12 protein-coding genes are annotated in these 12,283 nt (G+C 64.5%); 4 read left to right on the top strand and 8 right to left on the bottom strand.

Annotation, left to right across the window (positions count from 1 at the left end; genetic code table 11):
* Nucleotides 1-20: 20 nt before the first annotated feature.
* The 4 genes from H0I86_RS09455 to H0I86_RS09470 all read left to right on the top strand — a co-directional run bounded on the left by H0I86_RS09455 (nt 21) and on the right by H0I86_RS09470 (nt 3,521).
* Nucleotides 21-359, top strand: a complete 339-nt coding sequence (locus H0I86_RS09455) for a YbaB/EbfC family nucleoid-associated protein (protein WP_009047931.1) — start codon at nt 21-23, stop codon at nt 357-359.
* 177 nt (nt 360-536) lie between these two features.
* Nucleotides 537-1,571, top strand: coding sequence for an NADPH-dependent curcumin/dihydrocurcumin reductase (gene curA / locus H0I86_RS09460; protein WP_180924813.1), 1,035 nt, complete (start codon nt 537-539; stop codon nt 1,569-1,571).
* 65 nt (nt 1,572-1,636) lie between these two features.
* A complete protein-coding gene (gene recR, locus H0I86_RS09465) occupies nt 1,637-2,239 on the top strand; it encodes a recombination mediator RecR (protein WP_009047933.1) in 603 nt (200 codons plus the stop codon).
* Between the two features lie 133 nt (nt 2,240-2,372).
* Complete coding sequence (locus H0I86_RS09470) at nt 2,373-3,521, top strand: acyl-CoA dehydrogenase family protein (protein WP_180924814.1); 1,149 nt, start codon at nt 2,373-2,375, stop codon at nt 3,519-3,521.
* Between the two features lie 87 nt (nt 3,522-3,608).
* Here H0I86_RS09470 and H0I86_RS09475 read toward each other — a convergent pair whose 3' ends face one another.
* The 8 genes from H0I86_RS09475 to ccoG form a co-directional block, all read right to left on the bottom strand.
* Nucleotides 3,609-4,157 carry an adenine phosphoribosyltransferase gene (locus H0I86_RS09475; RefSeq protein ID WP_180924815.1) on the bottom strand — a complete coding sequence of 183 codons (549 nt, stop codon included), beginning with the start codon at nt 4,155-4,157 and terminating at the stop codon, nt 3,609-3,611.
* A gap of 83 nt (nt 4,158-4,240) precedes the next feature.
* The gene (fnrA, locus tag H0I86_RS09480) at nt 4,241-4,975 is read right to left on the bottom strand and encodes a Crp/Fnr family transcriptional regulator FnrA (RefSeq protein ID WP_009047936.1); all 735 of its coding nucleotides are present in this window, start codon (nt 4,973-4,975) and stop codon (nt 4,241-4,243) included.
* 308 nt (nt 4,976-5,283) lie between these two features.
* Nucleotides 5,284-6,666 carry an oxygen-independent coproporphyrinogen III oxidase gene (gene hemN, locus H0I86_RS09485; protein ID WP_180924816.1) on the bottom strand — a complete coding sequence of 461 codons (1,383 nt, stop codon included), beginning with the start codon at nt 6,664-6,666 and terminating at the stop codon, nt 5,284-5,286.
* Nucleotides 6,667-6,807: 141 nt separating this feature from the next.
* Complete coding sequence (locus tag H0I86_RS09490) at nt 6,808-7,491, bottom strand: sulfite exporter TauE/SafE family protein (protein ID WP_009042956.1); 684 nt, start codon at nt 7,489-7,491, stop codon at nt 6,808-6,810.
* Entirely contained in the window at nt 7,484-7,714 is a 231-nt protein-coding gene (gene ccoS, locus H0I86_RS09495) for a cbb3-type cytochrome oxidase assembly protein CcoS (RefSeq protein WP_009047938.1), read from the bottom strand. Before ccoS ends, H0I86_RS09490 begins: the two co-directional genes overlap by 8 nt.
* Nucleotides 7,715-7,738: 24 nt before the next feature.
* Nucleotides 7,739-10,189, bottom strand: coding sequence for a heavy metal translocating P-type ATPase (locus tag H0I86_RS09500; protein ID WP_180924817.1), 2,451 nt, complete (start codon nt 10,187-10,189; stop codon nt 7,739-7,741).
* Nucleotides 10,190-10,279: 90 nt separating this feature from the next.
* The gene (locus tag H0I86_RS09505; RefSeq protein WP_180924818.1) at nt 10,280-10,819 is read right to left on the bottom strand and encodes a FixH family protein; all 540 of its coding nucleotides are present in this window, start codon (nt 10,817-10,819) and stop codon (nt 10,280-10,282) included.
* 11 nt (nt 10,820-10,830) lie between these two features.
* Nucleotides 10,831-12,246, bottom strand: a complete 1,416-nt coding sequence (ccoG, locus tag H0I86_RS09510; protein ID WP_180924819.1) for a cytochrome c oxidase accessory protein CcoG — start codon at nt 12,244-12,246, stop codon at nt 10,831-10,833.
* Nucleotides 12,247-12,283: the final 37 nt, after the last annotated feature.

Below are 12,283 nucleotides of genomic sequence, written 5' to 3' on the forward strand. Positions count from 1 at the left end.
AGTACTTTGAGGTGATTCCCATGATGAAAGGTGGCATGGCCGGCCTGATGAAGCAGGCGCAGCAGATGCAGGAAAAGATGGCCAAGATGCAGGAAGAGCTGGCCAACGCCGAAGTCACCGGCAAGGCGGGTGGCGATATGGTCACCGTGGTCATGACCGGTCGTCACGACATCAAGCGCGTGAGCATCGACCCAAGCCTGCTGGAAGGTGTCAGCGAAGATGACCGCGAAGTGCTGGAAGATCTGTTCGCTGCCGCCGTCAATGACGCCGTGCGCAAGATCGAAGCCAACAGCCAGGACAAGATGTCCGGCATGACCGCTGGCATGCAACTGCCACCGGGTATGAAACTGCCGTTCTGATTCGCGCCAGCGCATCGGACGGACTTAAAAATGCCAGGCATCGCGCCTGGCATTTTTGTTTGTGGCGCCTGTAGCCGCTGCCGCAGGTGAGGGTAGGAGAAACATCGAACGCCGGGCGCTGTGCGATGGTCTGCACTCTGTATGGCCCGATTCAATTCTCGATAAGGAGTTGCTCTGATGTCGCAAGCATTGACCCTCAACCAGCGCATCGTTCTGGTCTCCCGGCCCCAGGGCGCGCCCGTGCCGGAAAACTTTCGCCTGGAGCGGGTGGCGCTGCCGGATCTGGCGGATGGCCAGGTGCTGCTCAAGACCCTTTATTTGTCGCTGGACCCTTATATGCGCGGGCGCATGAGTGATGCGCCGTCCTACGCCGCTCCGGTGGAAATCAACGAAGTGATGACCGGCGGCGCGGTCAGCCGGGTCGAGCGCTCGCTGAATCCGAAATTCCAGGAGGGCGACCTGGTGGTGGGTGCCACCGGGTGGCAAAGCCACAGCATTTCCGATGGCCGTAATCTGATGCCGGTGCCGGCGGGCTTGCCCAGCCCCTCGATGGCCCTGGGTGTGCTGGGTATGCCGGGGATGACCGCGTACATGGGCCTGATGGACATCGGCCAGCCCAAGGCCAGAGAGACCCTGGTGGTGGCCGCGGCCTCGGGTGCTGTGGGCTCGGTGGTGGGGCAGGTGGCCAAGATCAAGGGGCTGCGGGTGATCGGTGTGGCGGGTGGTCCCGACAAGTGCCGCTATGTGGTCGAGGAACTGGGGTTCGATGCCTGTATCGACCACCACAGCCCGAATTTTGCCGACGAGCTGGCGCAGGCCTGCTCCGAGGGCGTGGACATCTACTTTGAAAACGTCGGCGGCAAGGTGTTCGATGCGGTGCTGCCGTTACTCAACCCCAAGGCGCGGATTCCGCTGTGCGGGCTGATCGCCCAGTACAACGCCCAGGAACTGCCGCCGGGGCCCGATCGCCTGCCACTGTTGCAGCGCCAGCTGTTGACCAAGCGCGTGCGCATCCAGGGGTTTATCGTGTTCGATGACTACGGCGACCGGCAACCGGAGTTTGTCAGCGCCATGGCGCCCTGGGTGCTGCAAGGCAAGGTCAAGTTCAAGGAGGATGTGGTCGACGGCCTGGAGCGGGCGCCACAAGCCTTCATCGGGCTGCTGGAAGGGCGCAACTTCGGCAAGCTGGTGGTGCGGGTCGCCCCGGACTGAGCATTTGACGCTAATCGGAGGCGCGGGTATAAACCGCGTCTCGTCGTTTTGTCGGACCTTTACCCATGAGCTTCAGCCCCCTGATTCGCCAACTGATCGATGCCCTGCGCACTTTGCCGGGCGTGGGTCAGAAAACCGCCCAGCGCATGGCCTTGCAGCTGCTGGAGCGCGACCGCAGCGGCGGTACGCGGTTGGCCCAGGCGCTGAGCCAGGCCATGGAGGGTGTCGGCCACTGCCGCCTGTGCCGCACCCTGACCGAGGACGATCTGTGCCCGCAATGCGCCGATCCGCGGCGTGACGACACGCTGTTGTGCGTGGTCGAGGGGCCGATGGATGTCTATGCGGTGGAGCAGACCGGTTATCGCGGTCGCTATTTCGTGCTCAAGGGCCACCTGTCGCCTCTCGACGGCCTCGGCCCGGAAGCCATCGGCATTCCCCAGCTGCTGGCCAGGATCGAAGAGCAGGGCAGTTTCACCGAGGTGATCCTGGCCACCAACCCGACGGTGGAAGGCGAGGCGACCGCCCATTACATCGCCCAGCTGTTGACCAACAAAGGCCTGATCACCTCGCGTATCGCCCATGGCGTGCCCCTGGGCGGCGAGCTGGAGCTGGTGGACGGCGGCACCCTGGCGCACTCGTTTGCCGGGCGTAAGCCAATCAGCCTGTAAGCGTTTCGGCCAGCAAGCTCGCCGTTGCCAGAGGGGCTTGCTTGCTGGCCGCGCTCTGTCGCTTAAACGCGACTTTTCTTGAAAACCAAGCAAGCGCTAGGTAAGTTTCCTCAACCTTCAGAGGAGCTTGCCGATGTCTGCCTGCCAGGAATACTTCGACCCTAGCCATCAGTTGGTCCGCGACAGCGTTCGACGTTTCGTCGATCGGGAAATCCTCCCGGACATCGATCAATGGGAGGAGGCGCAAGGATTCCCCCGCGAGCTGTACCTCAAGGCTGGCGCGGCCGGCATCCTGGGCATCGGCTATCCAGAAGCCCTGGGCGGGAGCCACGAGGGCGACCTGTTCGCCAAGATCGCCGCCAGCGAGGAGTTGATGCGCTGTGGCTCCGGTGGCCTGGTGGCGGGCCTGGACTCGCTGGACATCGGTTTGCCGCCGATCGTCAAATGGGCGCGCCCCGAGGTCCGAGACCGGGTGGTGCCGCAGGTATTGGCGGGGGAGAAAATCAGCGCCCTGGCGGTCACCGAGCCCGGCGGCGGCTCGGACGTGGCCAACCTGCAGACCCGGGCGCTGCGCGATGGCGACTGCTACCGCGTCAGTGGCAGCAAGACCTTTATCACCAGTGGCGTGCGCGCCGACTTCTACACGGTGGCCGTGCGCACCGGCGAGCCTGGTTTCGGCGGTATCAGCCTGCTGCTGATCGACAAGGGCACGCCGGGATTCACCGTTGGCCGGCAACTGAAGAAGATGGGCTGGTGGGCGTCGGATACCGCCGAGCTGTTTTTCGACGATTGCCGAGTGCCGGCCAGCCACTTGATCGGGGTCGAGAACATGGGCTTCGCCTGCATCATGGGCAACTTCCAGAGCGAGCGCCTGGCGCTGGCCCTGATGGCCAATATGACCGCACAACTGGCGTTGGAGGAGAGCCTGAAGTGGGCCCGGGAGCGCGAGGCGTTCGGCAAGCCCATCGGCAAGTTCCAGGTGATCAAGCATCGTCTGGCGGAGATGGCCACCGCGCTGGAGGTGTCCCGCGAGTTCACTTATCGCCAGGCAGCGAAGATGGCGGCGGGCCAAAGTGTGATCAAGGAGATTGCCATGGCCAAGAACTTCGCCACCGATACGGCCGACCGCATCACCCACGATGCCGTGCAGATTCTCGGAGGGCTGGGCTACATGCGTGAAAGCCTGGTGGAACGGCTGTACCGCGACAGCCGCATCCTTTCCATCGGCGGCGGCACCCGGGAAGTGATGAACGAAATCATCAGCAAGCAAATGGGGCTGTAGGCCCGCTGAAGGGGTAGGGCGCTATCTCCGTAGGCGCGCAGCTTGCTCGCGATAGCGCCGGCCCGGCCTCCTTTTCTGCCGTGTGGTTTACCGTTCGCTCAACGAGAACTGCGTCAGGCAGAAGGTTGGAATGTCCATGTCTCGCAGGCGTTGCGAGCCGCCCAACTCAGGCAGGTCGATGATGGCAGCGGCTTCGTAGACGCTGGCCCCCATGCGGCGCACCAGGTTGGCCGCGGCGATCAGGGTACCGCCGGTGGCGATCAGGTCATCGAACATCACCACCGAATCGCCTTCGCACAGGCTGTCGGCATGGACCTCGAGAAAGGCTTCGCCGTATTCGGTCTGGTAACCCTCGGCAAGCACATCGGCTGGCAGCTTGCCTTGCTTGCGGAACAGGATCAGCGGTTTGTTCAACTGGTAGGCGATGATCGAGCCGATCAGGAAGCCGCGGGCATCCATGGCGCCGATGTGGCTGAAATCTTCTTCGACATAGCGCTGGGCAAAACTGTCGGCCGCCAGGCGCAAGGCCTTGGGCGACTGGAACAGCGGGGTGATGTCACGGAAGATCACGCCCGGCTTGGGGAAGTCGATGACTGGGCGGATCAGGGATTTGATGTCGAAGGAGTCGAAGGCCATCGTGGCGGTGTCCTGGCGGGCATGAAGTGGAGCGCGCCAGTATAGCCCCGCCCGAGCCGCTTGGCTCGGGCGGGGGCTCTGCCTCAGCCTTCCAGGGAGCCGCCGGCGAGGGCGCACAGCTGGATCGGGTCGAGAATGTGCACCTCTTTGCCTTCAGCGGCGATCAACGCGTTCTGCTGGAAGCGGGTGAACACCCGGGACACGGTTTCCACCGCCAGGCCCAGATAGTTGCCGATCTCGTTGCGCGACATGCTCAAGCGGAACTGGTTGGCCGAGAAGCCACGGGCGCGGAAGCGTGCCGACAGGTTGACCAGGAACGTGGCGATGCGCTCGTCGGCGGTCTTTTTCGACAGCAACAGCATCATCTGCTGGTCGTCGCGGATCTCGCGGCTCATCACTCGCATCAGCTGGCGGCGCAGCTGGGGCAACTGCAGGGCCAGTTCGTCGAGGCGTTCGAAGGGGATTTCACAGACCGACGTGGTTTCCAGGGCCTGGGCGGAAACCGGGTGGATCTCGGTGTCCATGCCGGACAGGCCGACCAGTTCGCTGGGCAGGTGGAAGCCGGTGATCTGTTCTTCGCCGCTGTCGCTGAGACTGAAAGTCTTCAGGGCACCGGAGCGCACAGCATAGACGGAGTCGAATGCGTCGCCCTGGCGAAACAGGAACTCGCCTTTTTTCAGCGGGCGACCGCGTTTAACGATCTCGTCCAGCGCATCCATGTCTTCCAGATTCAGAGAAAGTGGCAGGCAGAGGGGGGCCAGGCTGCAATCCTTGCAATGGGCCTGGTTGTGAGCGCGCAGTTTTACTGGCTCGGACATTCAATAGAATCCTTGTGGGAAAACACACATAAGCCGTAAGGGTAACTCACGGGAGGAGGTTCCGGCCAGTCCGTGCCGTATTGGCGCTTAGTCGTAAAGCTGTCCGTTTGTGGCCTCCAGGCCACTTCGGAGAAGTGCGCTCGTGCAGTCCGTTCAGGGTATTTCCAGCGCTGACCGTCACTTGCACTCGCCGATTGTCTCGGCGTCAAGTATCAGGCTTGCTTGCGCCCTGTCTCTCCCGACAGTTTTTGCCCGCAATCTGCGACAAGTTGTCGCGCCTGGTGCTCAGGTTACCGCGCCTGATGCCCCTAGATGACCCGGGAAAAACGCTGTCGATTCTGTTGCTCCAGATAAGCGTCGAACACCATGCACACCGAACGCACCAGCAGGCGCCCGGCAGGCAGGACTTCGATGCCTTCGTTGCTCAGCTTGATCAGGCTGTCTTCGGCCATGGCTTGCAGCTGTGGCCACAGCTCGCCGAAGTACCCGCGAAAGTCGATATTGAACTGCTGCTCGATGGCCTCGAAGTCGAGGCTGAAGTTGCAGATCAACTGCTGGATCACCGCGCGTCTGACGCGGTCGTCCTGATTGCATACCAGGCCGCGGCTGGTGGCCAGTTGTGCGCCGCCCAGCAGGTTCTGGTACTGGGTCAGGTCGCTGCTGTTCTGGCAGTACAGGTCGCCGATCTGGCTGATGGCCGAGACGCCCAGGCCGATCAGGTCGCAGTGGCCATGGGTGGTGTAGCCCTGGAAGTTGCGTTGCAGGGTCGACTCTTCCTGGGCGATCGCCAGCTCGTCGTCGGGCAGGGCGAAATGGTCCATGCCGATGTAGCGGTAACTGGCGGCTGTCAGTTGTTCGATGGTGCGCTGCAGCATCTGCAGTTTTTCCGCCGGCGCCGGTAGTTCGTGGCTGTTGATCCGCCGTTGCGGCATGAAGCGCTCCGGCAGGTGCGCGTAGTTGAACACCGACAGCCGGTCCGGCTGCAGGTTGATGACTTCCTCGACGGTGCGGGCGAAGTTGTCCGGCGTCTGTTTCGGCAGGCCGTAGATCAGGTCGATATTGATCGAACGAAACTGCAGGGTGCGCGCCGCTTCGATCACCGCCCGGGTTTCTTCCAGGCTTTGCAGGCGATTGACCGCGCGCTGCACCGCCGGGTCGAGGTCCTGCAGGCCGATGCTGACCCGGTTGAAGCCCAGCTCGCGCAGCAGGCCCATGGTCGACCAGTCGGCTTCGCGCGGGTCGATCTCGATGCCGTAGTCGCCCGAATCGTCGTCCAGCAGATTGAAGTGCTGGCGCAGATGAGCCATCAGTTGCCGCAGTTCGTCATGGCTGAGAAAGGTCGGGGTGCCACCGCCGAAGTGCAGTTGCTCGACCTTCTGCCCGGGGTCGAGATGGCAGGCGATCAGCTGGATTTCCTGTTCCAGGCGTTGCAGGTAGGGCAGGGCGCGCCCGCGGTCCTTGGTGATGACCTTGTTGCAGGCGCAGTAGTAGCAGATGTTCGCGCAGAACGGCACGTGCACGTACAGCGACAGCGGGCGCAGCGCCTTGCGGCTTTCGCGCAGGGCGTGGAGCAGGTCGAAGGTGCCCACCTGGCTGTGGAATTGCACAGCGGTGGGGTAAGAGGTGTAGCGCGGTCCCGCCAGGTCGTAACGGCGGATCAGATCGGTGTCCCAACGAATGGCGTCGAGCATGCGGGAATTCCCCCGGTAGGCAGGCAGTGTTCGCGAGTCTAGGGGGTTGGCGCCCAGGCCATCTTGATTTGCATCAAGGCTGGCGGGTGCGCGCTGTCTGCCGGGCGGGGCTTGTGTGGTTGCTGGCGATGGCCGGCAGCCTCAGTGCCCCATCAACCAATGCTGATGCGGACCAGGCAAGGTCCAGATGCCGAACAGGATCACCAGCAGGCCACCGGCCATGCGCACGCTGCGCCGACGCAGCAGCGCGGTGACCCGCTCCGCCGCCAGTCCGGTCGCCAGCAGCACCGGCCAGGTACCCAGGCCGAAGGCCAGCATCAGCAGGGCGCTGTCGAGGGCATTGCCCTGGCTGGCGGACCACAGCAGGGTGCTGTAGACCAGGCCGCACGGCAGCCAGCCCCAGAGCGCGCCCAGCAGCAAGGCGCGTGGCAGGCTCGACACCGGCAGCAGGCGGTTGGCCACGGGCTGTATATGGCGCCACAGGCCGCGTCCGAGGCTTTCGATACGGGTCAGACCGCTCCACCAGCCGGCCAGGTACAAGCCCATGGCGATCAGCAGCAGGCCGGCCAGCACACGCAGGGCCATGGCCGCCGGGCTGCTGGCCACGGCCCAGCCAGCCAGGCCGATCAGCAGGCCCGCGGTGGCGTAACTGAGGATGCGTCCCAGGTTGTAGGCCAGCAGCAGGCGAAAACGCCGGCTGCGCTGCTCCTGGGGAATGGCCAGGGTCAAGGCGCCCATCAGGCCGCCGCACATGCCCAGGCAGTGGCCGCCGCCGAGCAGGCCGAGGATCACCGCGGAAACCAGCAGTGGCGCCAGCTCAAGCATGGGGCGGCGCCTGGTCTTTGTGCGGCGGCTGTTCGGCCGCCGGCTGGCCCTTGGCCTCGTCGATCGCGGCGGTGTGCTTGGGGTCCTGGTCGTCGAACAGAATGCTGTGGGCCGGGCCGTCGAGGTCATCGTACTGACCGCTGTCGACCGCCCAGAAGAAGATGTAGATGGCGATGGCCACGATCAGCAGCGCCGCCGGGATCATCACGTAGAGAGCTGGCATGGGTAGGCTCCATGCCCGCGCGGCTCAGGCCGGCAGCGGGCGGGTTTGGGTCGTGGCTTCGGCCTGGGGCTGACGCGGCAGGCGAGTCAGGCGCAGGGCATTGAGCACCACGGTCAACGAACTGATGGACATGCCGATGGCGGCCCATACCGGAGTGATCCAGCCGAGGGCGGCGAACGGCAGCATGAGGCCATTGTACAGCCCGGCCCACAGCAGGTTCTCGATGATTATCCGGTGCGTGCGACGGGCCAGGCTGAAGGCCTGCACCAATGCATCCAGGCGGTTGGACAGCAGTACCGCATCGGCGCTGGTCTTGGCCAGGTCGGTGGCCGAGCCCATGGCCACGCTGATATCGGCGGCGGCCAGCACCGGGACATCGTTGACCCCGTCGCCGAGCATCAGCACTTTGCGGCCCTGGCGATGCAATTGTTGCAGTACCTGCAGCTTGTCGTCCGGGCGCAGGCCGCCGCGGGCGTCGTCGATGCCCAGTTCGGCGGCGACACTGGCGACCATCGGCGAGCTGTCGCCCGAGAGCAGCAGGGTGTTCCAGCCCCGCGCCTTGCAGGCGGCCAGCAGCGCCGGCGCATCGCTGCGCAGGCGATCGTCGAGGACAAACCAGGCCAGTGGCCCCTGGGTATCGCCCAGCAGCAGCCATTGGCCGGCTTCGTCCGGCATTGCCGGGACCGCACAGGCGCTGAGCTCGCAGACGAAGGCGGGCTGGCCGATGCGCAGGCGTTGCTCGCTCACCAGGCCTTCCAGGCCCAGCCCGGGCATACTCAGGACTTCCTCGGCGGCCAGCGGCGCGCGGCCGAAGGCCCGGGCAATCGGGTGTTCGGAGCGGTTTTCCAGGGCGGCGGCCAGGCCCAGGCACTGCTGGCTGTCGAGGTCGCCCACAGGAAGAATCGAGCGCAAGGCCAGGCGCCCCTCTGTGAGGGTGCCGGTCTTGTCGAAAATCACCGTGTCGATCTGGTTCAGGCCTTCGAGCACGTGGCCGCGGGTCAGCAGCAGGCCGAGTTTGTGCAGGGTGCCGGTGGCGGCCGTCAGTGCGGTCGGGGTGGCCAGGGACAGTGCGCAGGGGCAGGTGGCGACCAGCATCGCCAGGACGATCCAGAAGGCCCGGGAGGCGTCCAGCTGCCACCAGAGCAGACCGATGGCGGCCGCGGCGACCAGGGAGAACAGCAGGAACCACTGGGCGGCGCGGTCGGCGATTTCCGCCAGGCGCGGTTTTTCCGCCTGGGCCCGGTCCAGCAGGCGGACGATGGCCGACAGGCGTGTGTCCTGCCCCAGGGCCAGGACTTCCACGGTCAGCGCGCCCTCGACGTTGAGGGTGCCGGCGGTGACCGCATCGCCGATGCTGCGCGGTTGCGGCAGGTATTCGCCGGTGAGCAGGGATTCGTCGATGCTCGACTGGCCATCGAGGATCTTGCCGTCCGCCGGGAGGATGGCACCGGGGTGCACCAGCACCTTGTCCCCCAGGCGCAGTTCGCTGAGCAGGATGCGTTCGCTCTGGCCGTCAGTACCCAGGCGCAGGCACGAGGCCGGCAGCAGGTTCACCAGTTGCGCAGTGGCGGCTGCGGTGCGTTCGCGGGCGCGGCGTTCCAGGTAGCGCCCGGCCAGCAGGAACAGGGCGAACATGCCCACGGCATCGAAGTACAGCTCGCCGACCCCGGTGATCGAGGTCCAGATCCCGGCGATGTAGGCGGCGCCAATCGCCAGGGACACTGAAACGTCCATGGTCATGTGGCGGGTGCGCAGGTCGCGCAGGGCGCCCTTGAAAAACGGCGCGCAGCTGTAGAACACGATCGGCGTGGTGAGAAACAGCGCGACCCAGCGCAGGATGGTGTGCAGTTCGGGGCTCAGGTCGATATTGAACTCCGGCCAGGTGGCCATGGTTGCCATCATCGCCTGGAACCACAGCAGCCCGGCCACGCCCAGCTGGCGCAGGGCCAGGCGGTTTTCGCTGGCCAGTTGTTCGGAGGCGCGGTCGGCCTGGTAGGGGTGCGCTGCATAGCCGATCAAGCGCAGTTCGCTGAGCACCTGGCTCAGCGGTAGCTGGCTGTCGGCCCAGCGCACATGCAGGCGATGGTTGGACAGGTTCAGCCGCGCCTCGGCCACCGCCGGCAGGCTGCGCAGGTGTTTCTCGATCAGCCAGCCACAGGCGGCGCAACTGATGCCTTCCATCAGCAGGGTGGTTTCGGCCAGTTCGCCTTCATGCCGGACAAAGGGTTGCTGCACATCCGCGCGGTCGTAGAGCGCCAGTTCGTCCACCAGTTGCACCGGCAGGGCCTCGGGGTTGGCCGAGGCTTCGCTGCGATGGCTGTAGTAGCTTTCCAGGCCGCCGGCGACTATGGCTTCGGCCACCGCCTGGCAACCCGGGCAGCAGAACTCGCGAGGGGCGCCGAGCACGACGGCGGTGAAGCGGCTGCCGGCGGGAACGGGCAGGGCGCAGTGGTAGCAGGGCAGTGGCGTGGTCATCGCGGGTCTTTGTTCCAGGGGCGGACCTCATCGCCGACAGGCTGCTGCCTGGGAGAAGACAGCAGCCTGCCGGCGATGTACGGAGGGCGCTTACTTGTCCAGGTGTTCCGCGCCTTGCAGTGGCTCGTCACCCAGCAGCAGGTTCTTGTCGTGGCTGACCTGTTCCTCTTCGAACATGCGCCAGGTCTTGTCGCCTTCGACGCCCAGCAGTTCGACAAAACGGCGGCCATCGACCTTGTCGCTCAACTGGCCAATGTAGCGGCCCTGGTCGGTTTCGCTGCGGGCGAGGGTGATCTTGCGGTCTTTTTCCGGCTGGGTCGGCGAGATCAGGTTCAGCTCCAGGGTGGCGGGCATGCTGTTGCCGCTCAGGCGCAGGTCGACTTCGCCGGTGAGGTCATCCAGGTGCATGCTGGCGCGCAGTTGCAGGGTCTGGGCCAGAAGTTCGCGGTCCAGGGAGCGGTTGATGCCTTTGCCGGCCTCGTAGTAGTTGTCATTGACCAGGTTGTCCGGGTTGTTCACCGCAATGGTCACCATGGACAGGGTCAGGGCCACCGAGCAGGCCAGGATGCCGATGATGATCCAGGGCCAGAGGTGCTTGTACCAGGGGCTTGTGGCGGTCGCTGCGGGCATGGTGACTTCTCTTAACGAATTTGTGGGCCGATGAACCGGCTCTTGGCTTCAACGTGGACGCTTTCGTCGTCGGCGTCCTTGAGGATGAATTTCACCTCGTTGGTGCTCGACGGCAGTTGCTCCGGCGAACTCGACAGCTCGACCGGCATGCTGACGATATCGCCGGCCGCCACCTTGATCTCGCGTCGGCCCTGCAGCTTGAGGTCCGGCAGGCCGGTGGCGTCCAGTACGTAGGTATGGTCGCGCTGGTCCTTGTTCATGATCTTCAGGCTGTAGACGTTTTCGATCCGGCCTTCGGCGTTCTCGCGATAGAGTACGCGGTCCTTGCTGACATCGAAGCCCACCAGCGAACGCATGAAGAACGCGGTGACCAGCAGGCTGATCATCGCCAGCAGCACCAGCGCATAGCCGATCAGGCGTGGCCGCAGTTTATGGGTTTTCTGCCCGGACAGGTTGTGCTCGGTGGTGTAGCTGATCAGGCCGCGTGGGTAGTCCATCTTGTCCATGATGTTGTCGCAGGCGTCGATGCAGGCGGCGCAGCCGATGCATTCGATCTGCAGGCCGTCACGGATGTCGATGCCGGTCGGGCAGACCTGGACGCACATGGTGCAGTCGATGCAGTCGCCCAGGCCCATGGCCTTGTAGTCGACACCTTTCTTGCGCGGGCCGCGACCTTCGCCGCGACGCGGGTCGTAGGAGACGATCAGGGTGTCCTTGTCGAACATCACGCTCTGGAAGCGGGCGTAGGGGCACATGTAGATGCACACCTGTTCGCGCAGCCAGCCGGCGTTGCCATAGGTGGCGAGGGTGAAGAAGCTGACCCAGAAGTACGACCAGCCATCGGCCTGGCCGGTGAAGAAGTCGATGACCAGCTCGCGGATCGGCGAGAAGTAGCCGACGAAGGTCATGCCGGTGACGAAGCCGATCAGCAGCCAGAGGCTGTGCTTGCTGAACTTGCGCAGGAACTTGTTGGCGCTCATCGGCGCCTTGTCGAGCTTGATGCGCTGGTTGCGGTCGCCTTCGGTGACCTTCTCGCACCACATGAAGATCCAGGTCCAGACGCTTTGCGGGCAGGTATAGCCGCACCAGACGCGCCCGGCGTACACGGTGATGAAGAACAGGCCGAAGGCGGCGATGATCAAAAGCCCCGACAGCAGGATGAAATCCTGGGGCCAGAAGGTGGCGCCGAAAATGAAGAACTTGCGCTCCGGCAGGTTCCACCAGACGGCCTGGTGGCCGCCCCAGTTGAGCCACACCGTACCGAAATACAGCAGGAACAGGGCCGCGCCGCCCGCCATCCGCAGGTTGCGGAAGAGGCCGGTGAAAGCGCGTGTGTAGATTTTTTCCCTGGAGGCGTAGAGGTCTACGCTGTTGTTCGAATTCTTGGCAGGCGGGGTAACGTCATGTACCGGAATCTGGTTGCTCATCATTGCATCCCACGGCAGTGGAGAAATGCCCCGGTCA

The sequence above is a fragment of the Pseudomonas chlororaphis subsp. aurantiaca genome, from assembly GCF_013466605.1.
GTDB lineage: Bacteria > Pseudomonadota > Gammaproteobacteria > Pseudomonadales > Pseudomonadaceae > Aquipseudomonas > Aquipseudomonas chlororaphis_I.